At 72.2% G+C, this 16,587-nt stretch carries 14 protein-coding genes and 3 tRNA genes; 6 read left to right on the plus strand and 11 right to left on the minus strand.

Annotated elements, in window-relative coordinates:
* The 3 genes from H0E84_RS11470 to arsC all read left to right on the plus strand — a co-directional run bounded on the left by H0E84_RS11470 (position 1) and on the right by arsC (position 2,559).
* Positions 1-849 (plus strand): MurR/RpiR family transcriptional regulator, encoded by an 849-nt coding sequence (locus H0E84_RS11470; RefSeq protein ID WP_180678784.1) that lies wholly within the window; start codon positions 1-3, stop codon positions 847-849.
* A 70-nt stretch (positions 850-919) separates the two neighbouring features.
* Positions 920-2,209 (plus strand): dicarboxylate/amino acid:cation symporter, encoded by a 1,290-nt coding sequence (locus H0E84_RS11475; RefSeq protein WP_180678785.1) that lies wholly within the window; start codon positions 920-922, stop codon positions 2,207-2,209.
* Complete coding sequence (gene arsC / locus H0E84_RS11480; protein WP_180678786.1) at positions 2,206-2,559, plus strand: arsenate reductase (glutaredoxin); 354 nt, start codon at positions 2,206-2,208, stop codon at positions 2,557-2,559. The genes H0E84_RS11475 and arsC overlap by 4 nt, the downstream gene beginning before the upstream one ends.
* 79 nt (positions 2,560-2,638) lie before the next feature.
* On the opposite strand, the gene H0E84_RS11485 is transcribed toward arsC, so the two are convergent.
* Entirely contained in the window at positions 2,639-4,261 is a 1,623-nt protein-coding gene (locus H0E84_RS11485; RefSeq protein WP_180678787.1) for an FMN-binding glutamate synthase family protein, read from the minus strand.
* Positions 4,262-4,301: 40 nt separating this feature from the next.
* Positions 4,302-5,579: a nucleotide sugar dehydrogenase gene (locus tag H0E84_RS11490; RefSeq protein WP_180678788.1), complete on the minus strand. Its 1,278-nt coding sequence runs from the start codon at positions 5,577-5,579 to the stop codon at positions 4,302-4,304.
* A gap of 281 nt (positions 5,580-5,860) precedes the next feature.
* Here H0E84_RS11490 and H0E84_RS11495 point away from each other — a divergent pair, with 281 nt between their 5' ends.
* Genes H0E84_RS11495 through H0E84_RS11505 form a run of 3 tightly spaced genes read left to right on the plus strand, consistent with a single transcriptional unit; the run spans position 5,861 to position 8,824 of the window.
* Positions 5,861-6,634, plus strand: coding sequence for an endonuclease/exonuclease/phosphatase family protein (locus tag H0E84_RS11495; protein ID WP_180678789.1), 774 nt, complete (start codon positions 5,861-5,863; stop codon positions 6,632-6,634).
* Positions 6,635-6,638: 4 nt separating this feature from the next.
* A complete protein-coding gene (gene clsB / locus H0E84_RS11500) occupies positions 6,639-7,862 on the plus strand; it encodes a cardiolipin synthase ClsB (RefSeq protein WP_180678790.1) in 1,224 nt (407 codons plus the stop codon).
* The gene (locus tag H0E84_RS11505; RefSeq protein ID WP_180678791.1) at positions 7,859-8,824 is read left to right on the plus strand and encodes a putative bifunctional lysylphosphatidylglycerol flippase/synthetase; all 966 of its coding nucleotides are present in this window, start codon (positions 7,859-7,861) and stop codon (positions 8,822-8,824) included. The genes clsB and H0E84_RS11505 overlap by 4 nt, the downstream gene beginning before the upstream one ends.
* A 162-nt stretch (positions 8,825-8,986) precedes the next feature.
* On the opposite strand, the gene H0E84_RS11510 is transcribed toward H0E84_RS11505, so the two are convergent.
* From H0E84_RS11510 to lpxK, 9 genes are all read right to left on the minus strand, one after another.
* Positions 8,987-9,073, minus strand: a tRNA-Leu gene (locus tag H0E84_RS11510).
* 137 nt (positions 9,074-9,210) lie between these two features.
* Positions 9,211-9,284 (minus strand) — tRNA-Cys (locus H0E84_RS11515).
* A gap of 85 nt (positions 9,285-9,369) precedes the next feature.
* Positions 9,370-9,445 (minus strand) — tRNA-Gly (locus H0E84_RS11520).
* Between the two features lie 157 nt (positions 9,446-9,602).
* Positions 9,603-10,259, minus strand: coding sequence for a CDP-diacylglycerol--glycerol-3-phosphate 3-phosphatidyltransferase (gene pgsA / locus H0E84_RS11525; RefSeq protein WP_180678792.1), 657 nt, complete (start codon positions 10,257-10,259; stop codon positions 9,603-9,605).
* Positions 10,260-10,598: 339 nt separating this feature from the next.
* Positions 10,599-12,449, minus strand: a complete 1,851-nt coding sequence (gene uvrC / locus H0E84_RS11530; protein WP_180678793.1) for an excinuclease ABC subunit UvrC — start codon at positions 12,447-12,449, stop codon at positions 10,599-10,601.
* Positions 12,450-12,549: 100 nt separating this feature from the next.
* Positions 12,550-13,974 carry a thioredoxin-like domain-containing protein gene (locus tag H0E84_RS11535; RefSeq protein WP_180678794.1) on the minus strand — a complete coding sequence of 475 codons (1,425 nt, stop codon included), beginning with the start codon at positions 13,972-13,974 and terminating at the stop codon, positions 12,550-12,552.
* A gap of 40 nt (positions 13,975-14,014) precedes the next feature.
* Complete coding sequence (locus H0E84_RS11540; protein ID WP_180678833.1) at positions 14,015-14,506, minus strand: low molecular weight protein-tyrosine-phosphatase; 492 nt, start codon at positions 14,504-14,506, stop codon at positions 14,015-14,017.
* Positions 14,507-14,510: 4 nt separating this feature from the next.
* Complete coding sequence (gene kdsB / locus H0E84_RS11545; RefSeq protein WP_180678795.1) at positions 14,511-15,287, minus strand: 3-deoxy-manno-octulosonate cytidylyltransferase; 777 nt, start codon at positions 15,285-15,287, stop codon at positions 14,511-14,513.
* Between the two features lie 49 nt (positions 15,288-15,336).
* A complete protein-coding gene (gene lpxK, locus H0E84_RS11550) occupies positions 15,337-16,335 on the minus strand; it encodes a tetraacyldisaccharide 4'-kinase (RefSeq protein ID WP_180678796.1) in 999 nt (332 codons plus the stop codon).
* Between the last annotated feature and the right edge of the window lie 252 nt (positions 16,336-16,587).

Genomic DNA, 16,587 nt, shown 5'->3' on the forward strand with positions numbered 1-16,587 from the left:
ATGTCCTCGCTGCTCCGGATCCGCTCCCAGCGCGACCAGATGTCGGCGATCGAGCGGCGCATCGCCGACTTCATCCTCGACAACGCCCACCTGCTGCGCGACTACTCCTCGCAGCAGCTGGCCAACGCGCTGGAGGTCAGCCAGTCCAGCGTGGTCAAGTTCAGCCAGAAACTCGGATACAAGGGCTATCCCGACCTGAAGTACGCGGTCGGCGAGGACATGGCGCGCAGCGACGGCCAGGGCGACGGTGCCGTGGAGGCGACCGGCGAGGGCGATCGCCACGCCATGCTGGCCGAGACGCTGTGGCAGGCCAAGTCCAATGCCGAGCAGGAAACCCGGCTGCTCAACCCGCCAGAGACCCTGGACGCGATCGCCGACGCGATCCATCGTGCGCGTACCGTGTTCGTGATCGGCCTGGGCCACGACAGCATCGCCGCGCGCGGGTTCACCCTGCGGCTGTCGGAAGCCGGGATCCTGGCGGTGTTCCACTTCGATCCGGTGCTGATGCCGACCAGCCTGGCCAACGCCGGGCGCGACGACGTGCTGGTGGTGTTCTCCGAGCACGGCCGGCGCACCTCGCTGTGCGAGCTCAGCCGGCTGTTCCGCGAGCGCATCGGCGCGGTGATCAGCGTGACCCGCCACAGCGCCAATCCGCTGCGCGCACAGGCCGATCTGGCGCTGCTGGTGTCCGGCCACGACGAGCGCTCGCACATCGAGCAGCTGTTGTACCAGTCGGCGCTGCAACACCTGCTGGACCTGGTATTCATGCTGTTGTGCGAGCATGCGGAGGAACGCATGCAGCTGCTCGACCGCAACGCCGCACGCATGCGCCAGCTGCTGGAAACCTGATCCACCGCCCGCCGGATCCGGCTCCGCCATCCGGGAGAAGCCTCCCCTCCACACCTGACCGACGCCGCCGATGACCGACGCCACCCCCAGCAAGCCCTCCCGCCTCTCCACCCCCGCCCGGGTACTGATCGCGCTCGCCGCCGGCGCCGTCCTGGGACTCGCGCTCGCGGCGTGGGACCAGGCGCTGGCACTGCGGATCGCCGACGTCGTTCAGCCGATCGGCCGGCTGTGGCTCAACGCGCTGCAGATGACGGTGGTGCCGCTGGTGGCCGCACTGGTGGTGGTCGGCATCAACGCCGCCAGCGACGCCGCGGCATCGGGCCGCACCGCGCGGGTGGCGATGGCGGTGTTCGCAATCCTGCTCACCGTGTGCGGCGCCTTCGCCGCCATCGCCTCGCCGGCGTTCCTGTCGCTGATGCCGCGCGACGACTCGCTGGTCGGCGCGTTCCGTGCCGCGATCCAGGCGCCGGAAGTGCTGCCCGAAGCCCCGGGGTTCGGCGAATGGCTGGTCACCGTGATCCCCAGCAACGCCATCGCCGCCGCGGCCGCGAGCGCGATGCTGCCGCTGGTGGTGTTCTCGATGTTTTTCGGCTTCGCCCTCACCCGGCTGGAGCCGGAGCGGCGCACCCGCATGCTGGAACTGGTGCGCAGCGTGGGCGACACCATGATCGTGATCGTGCGCTGGGTGCTGTGGGCGGCGCCGCTCGGCGTGTTCGCCCTGGTCTTCGCGGTCTGCGCGCGGGTCGGGATCGGCATGCTCAGCGCGCTGGCCTACTACATCCTGCTGCAGTGCGCGCTGTACATCGCCATCACTCTGCTGATGTACCTGGTGGCGGTGCTGTTCGCCGGCGAGCGGCTCGGCCGCTTCGCCGCGGCGCTGATCCCGGTGCAGGCCATCGCCGCCAGCTCGCAGTCGTCGCTGGCGTCGCTACCGGTGATGATCGACAGCGCCCGCGTGCGGCTCGGCTATCCGCTGGCGGTGACCTCGCTGGTCCTGCCGATGGCGGTCTCGCTGTTCCGCATCGCCAGCCCGGTGCAGTACCTGAGCGTAGCGGTGTTCATCGCCTGGATGTACGGAATCGACCTGAGTGCGGCGCAACTGGCGGTGGCGGTAGGGCTGAGCGTGGTGATCAGCATGGGCTCGGTGGGCCTGCCCGGCCAGGTCAGCTTCATGACCACCAACATGCCGGTGACCCAGGCGATGGGCCTGCCGGTGGAGCCGCTGGGCGTGCTGCTCGCGGTCGACACCATTCCCGATGTGTTCGCCACTGTCGCCAACACCAGCGCCGACGTCGCCGCCACCGGCGTGGTGGCGCGGCGCATGGGGCACGTTCCGGGGGCCGCGGGGGACGCGTCATGACCGACGCGGTGATCTACCACAACCCGCGCTGCTCCAAGTCGCGCGCGGCGCTGGAGCTGCTGCGGGCGCGCGGCGTCGCGCCGCGGATCGTGCGCTACCTGGAGGAACCGCTGGACGCCGGCGGGTTGCGCGTGCTGCTTCGGCAGTTGGGCATCCCTGCACGCGGACTGCTGCGTACCGGCGAGGCGGAGTACGCCGAGCTGGGTCTGGCCGATCCGGCACTCGGCGAGGAGGCGATCGTCGCGGCGATGGCGGCACACCCGCGCCTGATCGAGCGCCCGGTGTTCGCGCGCGGCGAGCGGGCGGTGATCGGGCGCCCACCCGAACGGGTGCTCGAGCTGCTCGACTGAGGCGTCCCGACCGAGGCCGGATTGGCGGAAATCCGCCGGTATTGCTGGCCGCGCTGGCGTTCGCGTGCATGGCACGCTCCTACAGGGACTTGGTGTCGCGGAGGCGCCGGATGCGTTCGGGCGGCGCGAAGGAGTCGCTGCGCGCGTTGGCCCAGAAGGCCTTGAACACGGCATGCTCCGGCTCGCCGTGCAGCAGCTCGCCCGGTTCCAGGAAACGGTACAGTGCGGCCAGCGAGCGGATCTCGGTCGGCGTGACCCGCCGCAGGATGTGTTCGGGACCGAGCTGTTGCGGATGCTCCAGCCCTGCCGCGGCCAGCAGGTCGCGCAGCGCCCGCAGCGTGTTGCCGTGGTAGCGCTGCACCCGCTCGCCCTTGTCGGCTACGTCCAGGTGCTTCCAGCGCGACGGATCCTGGGTCGCCACCCCGGTCGGGCAGCGGTCGTTGTGGCAGCTCTGCGCCTGGATGCAGCCGGTCGCGAACATGAAGCCGCGCCCGGAATTGCACCAGTCCGCGCCCATGGCGATGGTGCGGGCGATGTCGAAGGCGCTGGTGATGCGCCCGGCCGCGCCCAGCCGCACCCGCTCGCGCAGATTCAGGCCCACCAGGGTGTTGTGCACCAGCATCAGCGCCTCGTGCATCGGCAGGCCCACATGGTCGATGAACTCGGCCGGCGCTGCGCCGGTGCCGCCCTCGGCGCCGTCGACGACGATGAAATCCGGCAGCACCCCGGTCTCGAGCATCGCGCGGGCGATGCCGAACCACTCCCATGGGTGGCCAATGGCCAGCTTGAAACCCGCCGGCTTGCCGCCCGACAGTTCGCGCATCCGCGCCACGAACCGCAGCAGGCCGGTCGGCGTCGAGAACGCCGAGTGCCGCGCCGGCGAGATGCAGTCCACGCCCGCCGGCACGCCACGCGCTGCGGCGATCTCCGCGGTCACCTTCGCCCCGGGCAGCATCCCGCCCTTGCCCGGCTTGGCGCCCTGCGAGAGCTTGAGTTCCACCATCTTCACCTGCGGCGAGGCGGCATTGGCGGCGAACGCCTCCTCGCTGAAGCGGCCATTGGCATCGCGGCAGCCGAAGTAGCCGGAGCCGATCTCCCAGACCAGATCGCCGCCGTGCTCGCGGTGGTAGCTCGAGATCGAGCCCTCGCCGGTGTCATGGTAGAAGCCGCCCGCCTTGGCCCCGGCGTTGAGCGCGCGAATCGCGTTGGGCGAGAGCGAGCCGAAGCTCATCGCCGAGATGTTGAAGACGCTGGCGTCGTACGGCTGCGCGCTCTCGGCGCCGACGACGATGCGGAAGTCGTGCGACTCGATCGCGCTCGGCGCCATCGAGTGGTTGAGCCATTCGTAGTCGACGTCGTACACGCCCTGCTGGCTGCCGAACGGACGCACGTCGCTGACCGACTTGGCGCGCTGGTAGACCAGCGCGCGCTGCTGGCGCGAGAACGGCACCTCGGCGGTGTCGCCCTCGATGAAGTACTGGCGCATCTCCGGGCCGATCGATTCCAGCCCGTAGCGGAAGTGCGCCAGCAGCGGGTAATTGCGCCGCAGCGTGCTTTGCCGCTGCAGCAGGTCGCGGGTCCCGACCGCCACCAGCACCGCGGCAGCCGCCGCCACCCAGGCCCAGCCCGGCCAGCGCAGCGCCAGCAGCAGCGACGCCACGAGCAGCGCGATGCTGCCCCAGTACGCGAGATAGCGGCTCATCGCGGGCCGGTGCCGTGGGTCCGGTTCATGGCCCCCGAGTCTACAGGCGCGCGGCCACGGCTTCCCGCGGCCACGCCGCCTTCACGTCGTAGACCACCGCGTCCGGGCGCCCCAGCGCGCGGATCTCGGCAACGGTCATATCGCGGAACGCCCGGTGCGCGACCGCGAGCACCACCGCGTCGTAGGCGCCATGCTCGGGCGAAGCGACCGGTTGGATGCCGAGCATGCGCCCCGCTTCCTCCGCATCCGCCCACGGGTCGTGCACGTCCACTCGCGCGCCGGCCAGCTTCAATCCCTCGACCACGTCGACCACGCGGCTGTTGCGCAGGTCCGGGCAGTTCTCCTTGAAGGTCAGTCCCAGCACCAGCACCCGGGCACCGGCCACCGGCACGCCACGCTCGCCCAGCAGCCCCGCGACACGCAGCGCAACGTGCGCGCCGACGCGGTTATTGATGGCGCGGGCGGCGAGGATCAACTCGGGGTGGTAGCCCACCGATTCCGACTTGTGGGTGAGGTAGTAAGGATCCACGCCGATGCAGTGGCCGCCGACCAGCCCCGGCCGGAACGGCAGGAAGTTCCACTTGGTGCCGGCGGCCTCCAGCACCTCGAGAGTGTCGATACCGAGGCGGTCGAACATCATCGCCAGTTCGTTGATCAGCCCGATGTTGACGTCGCGCTGGATGTTCTCGACCACCTTGGCTGCCTCGGCCACGCGGATCGACGGTGCGCGGTGGGTGCCGGCGGCGATGATACCTGCGTACAGCGCGTCGACCGCGTCCGCCGCCTCGGGGGTCGAGCCCGAGGTAATCTTCGGAATGTCGGCCAGCCGGCGGTTGCGATCGCCGGGATTGATGCGTTCGGGGCTGTAGCCGCAGAAGAAGTCGCGATTGAACGAAAGGCCCGAGCCGCGCTCGAGGATCGGCACGCAGACTTCCTCGGTCGTCCCCGGGTACACGGTGGACTCGAAGATCACCAGGTCGCCGCGCGACATCAGCCCGGCCAGCAGCTCGCTGGCCTGCTGCAGCGGCCGCAGGTCCGGGCGCTGCAGCGCGTCGATCGGGGTCGGCACGGTGACGATATGGACATTGCGGTCGCGCAGGTCCTCCGGATCGGCGCTGTAGCGCAGCCGCGCCGGCGCCGCCAACTCGCCGGCGTCGAGCTCGCGGGTACGGTCGTGGCCGCCGCGCAGCTCGGCTATGCGCCGGGAGTCGATGTCGAAGCCGATCGTGTCGTGCCTGCCGCCGAACGCCACCGCCAGCGGCAGGCCGACGTAGCCCAGGCCGATGATGCCGATACGCGCATCGTTGGGATCGAGCATGCAGGCTCCTGGTCCGTACCGCGTGCGCCGCGCCGCGCGATCGGGACGACCGGCAGCCGGAGCCCGGGCATTCGACAACCTCCGATGGCCGAAGTCAAACCCGGTGCCGACGGCATCCGCCGCACGTGCGCCGCCAGCGGCCGAACCCGGGACCTGCGGACTTCACGTCGGGTTCTGCGCATGGCGCATAAGGTCGGCGCTGCGGTCGCGACGGCCGCCCGGACCGGAAGGCGGCCGAACCCACGCTGCGTCGGTCGCCCGAGCGACGCCGCCCCGACACCATGCCCGATCTCGACCTCAACCTGCTCACCGCCAACATCCACATGGGCTTCAGCGCCGGGCGACGCCGCTTCGTCCTGCCGGAACTGCGGCAGGCGATCCGCACGGTGTCCGCGGACATCGTCTTCCTGCAGGAGGTCCAGGGCGCGCACGAACGCCATGCCGAAAGACACGCGGACTGGCCGGAGGTTCCGCACTACGAATTCCTCGCCGACGAGCTCTGGCCGCAATTCGCCTACGGACGCAACGCCGTGTACCCGCACGGCCATCACGGCAATGCACTGCTGTCCAAGTTCCCGATCCTGCGCCACGTCAACCGCGACGTCTCGATCGCCGGCGCCGAGGGCCGCGGGCTGCTGCACTGCGTGCTCGACCTGCCCGGCTCGGATACCCCGATCCACGCGATCTGCGCCCATCTGGGACTGCGCGATGCCCACCGCCGCCGCCAACTGGAGCTGCTGTGCGCCATCGTCTCCACCGAGATTCCCGCCGATGCCCCGCTGATCGTCGCCGGCGACTTCAACGACTGGCGCCGCCGCGGCCATCCGCGGCTCGAGCGCTGCGGCCTGCGCGAGGCGCACCTGGAAACCCATGGCCGGCTCGCGCGCACGTTTCCCGCGCGCTGGCCGCTGCTGCCGCTGGACCGGATCTACGTGCGCAACGTGCGGGTGCAGGAGGCCGCGGTGCTGTCCACGCCGCCGTGGTCGCACCTGTCCGACCACGCCACGCTCGCCGCCAGTGTCCGCCTGACAGCACCGTACCGGCAGCGGAGCTGAGCCCATGCGCGCGACCATCGCCAACCACCCCTGGCGCCCTGGAAACCGCGCCGAGCTGCTCGAGAACGGCGAGGCGTTCTTCCCGCGCGCCTTCGAGGCGATCTCCCGGGCGCGGCGCGAGATCCTGCTCGAGACCTTCATCCTGTTCGAGGACGAGGTCGGCACGGAACTGCGCCGGCGCATCATCGAAGCCGCCCGGCGCGGGGTGAAGGTCGAGATGACCGTGGACGGCTATGGCTCGCACGACCTGTCCGAGGATTTCCTCTCCGGCCTGACCGCAGCCGGCGTGGAGTTCCGGATCTTCGATCCGCGCCGCACCCTGTTCGGCCTGCGCGTGAACGTGTTCCGGCGGATGCACAGGAAGCTGCTGGTCGTCGACGGCGAGCGCGCCTTCGTCGGCGGCATCAACTATGGATGCGACCATCTCGAGACATCGGGCCCGGCCTCCAAGCAGGACTACGCGCTCGAGGTCGAAGGCCCGGTGGTGGCGGACATCCGCGAGTTCGTCGCTGCGGCGATGCACGCCGGCGGCGATGGCGGCACGTGGTTCCACCGCAGCGCCTCGCCGTCGCCCGCTCCCGGCGGCGCGCCCGGGTCCGGCGAGGCGCGGGCGCTGTTCCTGGTGCGCGACAACGGCCGCAACTCCACGGCGATCGAGCGCGAATACCGCGCCGCGATCCGTGCGGCGCAGCACGAGATCGTCATCGCGAACGCGTACTTCTTCCCCGGCTACGGGTTCATGCGCGAACTCCGCGACGCGGCGCGGCGCGGCGTGCGGGTTTCGCTGATCACCCAGGGCGAGCCGGACATGCCGTTCGCACAGCTGGCCGCGCGCATGCTGTATCCCGATCTGGTCGCAGCCGGCGTCGTCGTCTACGAATACTGCAGGCGTCCGTTCCACGGCAAGGTCGCGTTGATCGACGACGACTGGGCCACGGTCGGCTCCAGCAACCTGGATCCGCTGAGCCTGTCGCTCAACCTGGAAGCGAACGTCTTTCTCCGCGACCACGCCATGAACCAAAGGCTGCGCCGCAGCCTGGACGCGCTGCGGCGAAGCGACTGCCGCCGGATCGAGGCCCGCGCGCTGCCCAGGCGCAGCCCCTGGCGCACGCTGATCGCGCCGCTCTTCTATCACGCGCAACGGCGGTTCCCGGCCTGGGCCGGGCTGCTGCCGGCGCACACGCCCAAGGTCGTACGGGTCGCGTCCGACGCGGAGCGCGCGCCATGAACCGGGCCGACGCAAGGCCGCGGCGGGCGCTCGGCCGCCGCCTGGCCAGGATCTTCACGGTCGCACTGCTCTCGGTCGTCGCCGTGGCGCTGTTCCGCTACGCCGGTTCGGTCGACTGGCCCGGCGTGCGCGAGGCGTTCGGAAGCTATCCGGCCGCGCTGTTGTGCTCGGCCGCGGGGCTGGCCGTGGCGAGCTACCTGCTGTACTGCGGTTACGATCTCGCGGCGCGCCGCTATGCCGGGCACGCGCTGTCCACCCCGCGCGTGGCGGCGGCGGCGTTCGTCAGCTACGCGTTCAACCTCAACCTCGGCGCGCTCATCGGCGGCGTCGGGTTCCGCTTCCGCATGTACCTGCGCGCGGGAATCGCCGCCGGGGTCATCGCCCGCATCGTGGCTTTCAGCATCGTCGCCAACTGGCTCGGATACACCGCGCTCGCGGGACTGCTGCTGGTGCTGAGTCCGGAGCCGCTGGCGGTCGCCGCGGGCCTGCGCGCGCCGTACCTGGTCGCCGCGGGCGTCGCGGCTCTGGCGCTGGTGGCGGCCTATCTGCTGGCCTGCGTCGGGCTGCGCGAGCGGGTCCTGTGCATCCGCGGGCACGAGTACCGCTTGCCCACGCCGGCGCTGGCACTGCTGCAGCTGGCGCTGTCGTCGCTCAACTGGCTGACGATCGCCACGATCCTGTTCGTGCTGCTCGGCCGCGAAGTCGCCTACCCCGTGGTGCTCGGCGCGTTGCTGGCGGGCGCGGTCTTCGCCGCGCTCGTCCACATCCCCGCCGGCCTGGGCGCACTGGAGGCCGCCTTCCTCGCCCTGCTCGGCGGCCACGTCGGGCAGCCGCAGCTGATCGCGGCGCTCCTGGCCTATCGTGCGATCTACTACATCGCGCCGCTGTTGCTGGCGATCCTCGCCTATCTCGGCCTCGAAGCCCGCGCCCCGAGCGGCAGCGGCGACCGCAGCGAGCGCTGACCTGCGCCGGACCAGGCAGGCGTGCGGCCGATCTCGATCGCCGTCGCAGTGGTCGAAGGGCGCGAGCCATCGGGCGGACAGCGGCCGACCCGGGAGCCCGACCCGGGAGCAGGATCCGAGAACGTTCCGAAGCGCGGCCACCGGGAGAGCAGAGCGCGAGCATGGTGCCCGGGGTCGGAATCGAACCGACACGGGGTTGCCCCCGAGGGATTTTAAGTCCCTTGCGTCTACCAGTTTCGCCACCCGGGCAGGTGCGGCGCTAGCGTGCCTGAGCGCGGCAGCGGGTGGAACCCCGCCTGGCCGCGGCCGCGGCCGCGAAGCCGGAGGCCCGTGCACGCCAGGACACGCGAAAAAGGCCCCGCAAGGGGCCTTCAGCGCTGATCCGGTGGAGGCCTGGGTCGGAATCGAACCGGCGTACACGGCTTTGCAGGCCGCTGCATGACCACTCTGCCACCAGGCCGGTGACGTGCCACGAGTCTATCGGAAATCGCCCGGCGGGCGTCCGACAAAACAAAACCCCGCAAGCGGGGTTCTGTCGCGAAACCTGGAGCGGGAAACGAGACTCGAACTCGCGACCCCGACCTTGGCAAGGTCGTGCTCTACCAACTGAGCTATTCCCGCAGAGGAGGCGGAATTTTACCGTCCGGCGGCGGCGTGTCAACTTTCCCGTCCACCCGCCGCTCAGGAATGGCGGCGCGCCGCAGCTCGGGCGCCCGCGGGAGTGCGCGATCCCCGCAAACCCGGTCGTCGCCTCCGGCCGCGGATCGCCGTTACGCCCTCACTCCCCCTCGCGGCGCGAGGCCCCCGGATCGGCGCGATCCGCCGCGGACTCGCCGGCCGCTGCGCGCCCTTCCCCGGCGCGCAGGGCCGGCCAGGCGGCGCGCAGGTACAGCAGGCCGGACCACAGCGTCAGCAGCGCCGCGGCGGCCAGCAGCCAGTCGCCGATGTGGAAGATCGGCACGCCCAGCCACGGCGCCTCCCGCGGCGGCCGTTCCGGGGTCACCGAGTACAGCAGGCACAGCAGCGCCAGCATCTGCACCACGGTCTTGACCTTGCCGATCGAAGCCACCCGCACCGTGGCGCGCTGGCCCAGCTCGGCCATCCACTCGCGCAGCGCCGAGACCGCGATCTCGCGGCCGACGATCACCGCGGCCCAGAACGCCATCCATGGGGTCGGGTGGCCCTGGACGATCAGGAACAGCGCCACCGCCACCATCAGCTTGTCCGCCACCGGATCGAGGAAGGCGCCGAACGCCGAATACTGGTGGTAGCGCCGGGCGATCCAGCCGTCCAGCCAGTCGGTGATGGCGGCCAGGCCGAAGATCGCGGCAGAGGCGAAGTTGGTCCAGCCGAACGGCAGGTAGAACACCGCGACGAGCAGCGGGATCATCAGGATCCGCAGCAGGGTCAGCCAGGTGGGTATCGTCAGCTTCATCGGGGCTCGTCTGGCGCCTGCGCGCCGACGCGTCCGCCCGCTTGGGCTGGCGGACGCGTGCGCGCCGCAGCGGCATCGCCATTCTACGGGGCGTACGCGGAGCCTGCAGGGACGGCGCGCGCGGATTCGGAGGCGGCCGCGCCCGTCGCCCGGACCGCGAGGATCGCTACCGGCCGGGGTCACGGGGATCCGCGCCGGCTCCGTCCGCAGGAGCGACCCATGGCGGCGAGGCCGCGGGAGGCTCCGACGAGGCTGGCGGTGATTCCAGGCGTGGTCGACCGCGCCGGCTTTCGCTCGCATGGCGCGCTGCGACAGGGAAACGCGCCGCCGCCGGCCGCCTCAATCCTGCGCGTCGAGCCCGTGCAGGCTGGCGTAGATGCGCCCGGCCAGCGCCGAATTGATGCCCTCCACCTGCGCGATCTGTTCGGCGCCGGCGGCCTTGAGCCCTGCCAGGCCGCCGAAATGCCGCAACAGGCTGGCGCGCCGTCTCGGGCCGATGCCGACGATGTCCTCCAACCGGCTCACCGCCCGCGCCTTCTGGCGGCGCCCGCGATGGCCGGTGATGGCGAAGCGGTGGGCTTCGTCGCGGACCTGCTGGACCAGCTGCAAACCCAGCGAGTCCGGGCCGGGGCGGATCTCGCGGCCGTCGGGCAGCAGCAGCGCCTCGTGGCCGGCGCGGCGCGCCTCGCCCTTGGCCACGCCAACCAGAGCCAGGCCGCCGACGCCCAGTTCGCCCAGCACCGCGCGCGCCTGGGCCACCTGGCCGGCGCCGCCGTCGATCAGCAGCACGTCCGGCAGCACCCCGTCCTGCTCCACCGCGCGGCGGAAGCGCCGGGTCAGCGCCTGGTGCATGGCGGCGTAGTCGTCGCCCGGTGCGACGCCCGCGATGTTGTAGCGCCGGTACTGCGAGCGCACCGGCCCTTCCGCCCCGAACACCACGCATGAGGCCACGGTGGCCTCGCCCATGGTATGGCTGATGTCGAAGCACTCGATGCGCTGCGGCGGCTCGCCGAGCCCGAGCAGCACCCGCAGCGCCTCCAGCCGCGCTGTCTGCGCCGACTGGCTGTCGAGCCGGCTCGCCAGCGCGGCTGCCGCGTTGCGCCGCGCCAGGTCGACGTAGCCGGCACGCTCGCCGCGCACGCTGCCGCGCACCTGCACCCGCCGCCCGGCGGCCGCCGAGAACGCCTGTTGCAGCAGTTCGGCGTCGTCGATGACGCGGTCGAGCACGATCTCGCGCGGCGGCGGCTGCTCGGCGTAGTACTGCGACACGAAGGCTGAAAGCACCTCGGCCGGATCCTCGCTGCCGTTGGTGCGGGGGAAGAACGCACGGGTGCCGAGGTTGCGCCCGTCGCGGAACGCCAGCAGCAGCACGCAGGCGCTGCTGCCCTGCATGGCGCAGGCGAGCACGTCCAGGTCGGCGACGCGGCCGTCCACGTACTGGCGCGCCTGCAGGCCGCGAATCGAGGCCACCAGATCGCGCAGCCGCGCTGCGTTCTCGAAATCCAGGCTGGCGCTGGCGCGCTCCATCGCCGTGTTGAGCTCGTCGGTCAGCTCATCGCTGCGGCCGTCCAGGAACAGCGCGACCCGGTGCACCGAGGCGGCGTAGTCCTCTTCCGACACCAGGCCCACGCAGGGCGCGCTGCAGCGCCCGATCTGGTACTGCAGGCACGGCCGCGAGCGATTGCGGAACACGCTGTCCTCGCAGCTGCGCAGCCGGAACAGCTTGTGCATCACGTTGAGCGTCTCGCGCACGGTGCTGGCGCTGGGGTACGGGCCGAAATAGCGCCCCGGGATGCCGCGCGCGCCGCGGTGGAAGCCGAGCCGCGGCCAGTCCTCGCGCGTCAGCAGCACGTACGGATAGCTCTTGTCGTCGCGCAGCATCACGTTGTAGCGCGGCTTGAGCGACTTGATCAGCTGGTTCTCGAGCAGCAGCGCCTCGACCTCGGTGCGGGTGACCGTCACCTCCATCGCCGCCACCTGCGCCAGCATCGCCATGATCCGGGTCGGTTTGGGCGAGGCGCTGAAATAGTTGGCCACCCGCTTGCGCAGCGCGGCCGCCTTGCCGACGTAGAGGACCGCACCGTCGGCGGCGAGCATGCGGTACACGCCGGGAGCGTTGCTCAGGCTTGCGACGAAGGCCTTGCCGTCGAAGGCCTCCGCTCCCGGTCCCGAGTCGGTGGGCGCGGTCATGCGGCTGCCGCGCGCGGAAGCGCCGCCGCGGGCGAGGTCGGCCGGCAATGCCGCCCGCGACGGCACCGGAACCGGTGCTGGCGCGCCGTGCCCGGAGCCATCATTCGCCGATCGGGATGTGGTGCAGGTCGCCGGTGGCGGTGTCCAGGCGCAGCACCGCATGGGCGTCGGTGTCGGCGATCCACGCCACGCCGCCGGCGACCACGAGGCCCGACGGCGCGTGCAGCGGCCGCGGCAACTCGAAGCGGCTCACCTCGCCGCCGCCCAGGCGCAGGATGCGCAGGCTGTCGTTGCCGCTGTCGGCGATCCATAGCCGCGGCGCGTCCGGATCGAGGGCGATCGCCTGCGGCTGCTGCAGGCGCGCGTCGATGCGCTTGCCGTCGGCGTCGCCGAACTCCCAGGCGCCCTGGCCGAGCAGCGTCTGCACCTGCCCGGTGCGGACGTTGACGCTGCGCACCGCCGACCCGGCGGCATCGCAGACGTAGACCATCTGCTGCACCGCGGCCAGGGCCACGGGCTCGGCGAACGCCGCCTCGGCGCCCTTGCCGTCGACCAGGTCGAGCGCTCCGGAGCCGGCCAGGCAGCGCAGTTCGTGGTTGCCCAGGTCGTAGCACCAGATACGGTTGTCGCCGCTGGTGGCGACGAACAGGCGCCCGCCCGACATCGCCACAGCGCGCGGCTGATCCATCACCACGCTCCGCGGATCGCCGATCGTGCAGTCGCCGGGGGTACCGCGGCGCCCGGCGCCGAACACGGTATCGATGTCGCCGGTGCGCAGCTGGATCCTGCGCACCGAGTGGTTTCCGCCGTCGGCCACGTAGAGCAGATCGCGCTCGACCGCGATCCCCTGCGGGCGGTTGAACGCCGCCAGCTCCATCGGCCCGTCGATGAAGCCGGGGCCGCCGCTGCCGAACTGGCGCAGCACGCGGCCGCCCTGATCGCACTCGAGGATGCGGTGGTGGTTGCTGTCGGCGACGTAGAGGTAGTTGCCGGACAGCGCCAGCCCTACCGGGAACCGCAGCGGCAGCGCCGGCTCGCCGCCGCGGCGCATCGCGATCGGCCGCGGGTTGAGCGACTGCGGCACCAGGTCGGCCACCAGCGCGCCGACCCGGGCGTCCAGCTCGCGCACCGGGCCGTCGCCGACCACGCGCTCGCGCACCCGGCCCTCGCCGTCGATCAACACCACGGTGGGCCAGGCCTCGATGCCGTAGTGCTGCCACATCGCCCAGCCCGGGTCGTGGGCGATCGGGAAATCGATCTTCTGCCGCCGCAGCCGCTTGGCCACCCGGCGCGGGTCGCGTTCGTGCTCGAACTTGGGCACGTGCACCGCCACCACGTTCAGGCGCTCGCCGTGGCGGGCGTGGAGGTGGGCTAGGTCGTTCAGGCGTTGGCTGGACCAGGCCGAGCCGGCGTTGACGAAGGCGAGCGCGCAGACCTTGCCGCGCAGCTGCGCCATGCGCAGCGGCTCGGTCAGGTTCAGCCAGTCGAGCGAGTCCGGGAACTCCGGGGCGATCTGCGCATCCATCGATTTGGTCAGCCAGCGTCCTCTCCGGCCCGATTATGCGTCAATCCCGGCCGGAAGACGTGCCGGCAGCCCGCAGCCGGCGCACCGCCGCGGCCGCGGCGGCGTCCACCACCGACCAGACGTGCTCGAAATGCTCCTCGCCGCCGGTGTAGGGGTCCGGGATCGCCCCGTCGCCGCCGGCCATGGCGTCGCCGGACCAGCGGGTGTACAGGTCGATCCGCGCCCCGGCATCGGGCGGTTGCCGCGCCTGCACGTCGCGCAGGTTCTGCAGGTCGGCGCAGAGCAGCCAGTCGAAGCGGCGATAGTCCGCGGCCTGCAGCTGGCGGGCCCGCAGCCCGGAAATGTCCACCCCGTGGCGCGCCGCGGTGGCGATCGCGCGCCGGTCCGGCGGCTCGCCGACGTGCCAGTCGCCGGTGCCGGCCGAATCGACCCGCACGTGGGCCAGGCCGGCGCGCTCCAGGCGCCTGCGCAGCGCCCCCTCCGCCATCGGCGAACGGCAGATGTTGCCCAGGCAGACCACCAGCAGCTGCAGCGGCTCAGCCATCGGCCTGCGCCAGATAGGCCGTGGCGCGCGCCAGGTCCTCGGGGGTGTCGACCCCGGGCGGGAACGGCTCCGGGGTGGGCGCCACCGCGATGCGGTGCCCGGCCTCCAGCGCGCGCAGCTGCTCCAGCGCCTCCAGTTGCTCCAGCCGCCCCGGCGGCAGCGCCGCGAACCGGCGCAGGAAGCCGGCGCGGTAGCCGTAGATGCCGATGTGGCGCCACCACTGGCCGTCCGCCGGCAACCGGGTTCGGTCGGCGGCGAAGGCGGCGCGCGGCCACGGCACCGGCGCGCGGCTGAAGTACAGGGCGTCGCCGCTGGCGGCCCGCACCAGCTTCACGGTATTGGGGTCGAACAGCTCGCCGGCGTCGTCGATGGCCGCTGCCAGCGTACTCATCGGCGCCCCGGAGCCGGCCACCAGTTCCGCAACGGCGCGGATCCCGGCCGCCGGCGCGAACGGCTCGTCGCCCTGCAGGTTGACCACGATGGCGTCATCGGCCCAGCCGGCGATGTCGGCGCATTCGGCCAGCCGGTCGGTGCCGGAGCAGTGGTCGGCCGCGGTCATCGCCACCCGCACCGGCGCCGCCTCGAGCGCGGCGGCCACGCGCGCGTCGTCGGTCGCCACCCACACCTCGCGCGCGCCCGCGGCCAGGGCGCGCCGCGCCACGTGCAGCACCAGCGGCTCGCCCGCGAGCAGGCGCAAAGGCTTGCCCGGCAGGCGGGTGGCATCGTGGCGGGCGGGGATGGCGACGACGAAATCGAGGGGATCGGGCATGCCGGGATTCTCGCACGGCACGCCGCGGGGATCGCGGACGGCGCGGAGGTCAGGAACGGGCGAGGCGGTCGAGCAGTGCGACCCAGAAGGCCTCCGGCAGCTGCGCGCTCACCGGTACGCTGAAATGCCGCGCGGTGGCGAACGGCAGGCATTTCACCGCGTCCTTCTCGGTCATCAGCACAGGCAGATCGCTGCCGAAGCGCAGGTCGCCGGCGGTGTAGCGGTGATGATCGGCGAAGGCGTGCGGCACCACGGCGATGCCGTGGCCGCGCAGGGTGGAGAAGAAACGTTCGGGATCGCCGATGCCCGCCACCGCGTGCACGCGCTGCCCGGCGAAGGCCGCCAGGGGACAGGCGCGCCCGCCCTGCAGCGGCCGCGCATCGGCGACCGCCAGCCGCATCGCCCACTCGCCGAACCCGGCCTCCCCGGCTGCGTCGGCGCCGAGATTGACCACGCGCAGGCGCCCCCCGCCGCCGCGGCCGGCGGGCTCGCGCAGCGGGCCGGCAGGCAGCAGCAGGCCGTTGCCGTAGCGGCGGCGGCCGTCGACCACTTCGATCTCGATATCGCGGCGCAGGCGGAGATGCTGCAGGCCGTCGTCGCACACCACGACGTCGCAGCCGGCCTGCGCCAGCGCCCGCGCCGCGGCGGCGCGGTCGCGGTCCACGCGCACCGGCGCACCGGTGCGATGGGCGATCAGGACCGGTTCGTCGCCTCCCTCCGCCGGGTCGGTGTCGGCCTGCACCCACAGCGCCCTGGACGCGTCGGCGCGCCCGTACCCGCGGCTGGCCACGCCCGGCTTGCGGCCGGCGCCGCGCAGGCGCTCGACCAGCTCGATCGCCAGCGGGGTCTTGCCGCTACCGCCGGCGATCAGATTGCCGACCACGATCACGGGGCAGGCCACGCCGTGCCGGCGCAGCAGCCCGCGGCGGTAGAGCCAGGCGCGGGCGGCGACCGCACCGCCATAGACGCCCGACAGCATCCGCGCCGTCAGCGGCGGGGTGGCGCCGTCGAACCAGTAGGTCGGCGGCTGCAGCGGCTTGCGGCTCACCGAAGGCGACCGGCCGTGGAGCGCTGGATCCCGGCATGCGCCGGGATGACGGCGCGCCGAGGCATGGCCGCGGCCATCGTGACCAGGCCGGCAAGCCGGTGGCGGATGACGGCGCCGGGAGCGACCTCTGGGGCCATCGCGACATCGCCTGCAGTCCCGGGAAGCCGTCCCTTGAGGGTGGGGGCACGGCCGGCCGCGGTCGCGGCAGCGCGGGAAGGCCGAAGGGAACCGCCCACGCTGGCGACGGGGTGG

Origin of the sequence: Luteimonas salinisoli (genome assembly GCF_013425525.1) — a bacterium.
GTDB classification, from domain to species: domain Bacteria; phylum Pseudomonadota; class Gammaproteobacteria; order Xanthomonadales; family Xanthomonadaceae; genus Luteimonas; species Luteimonas salinisoli.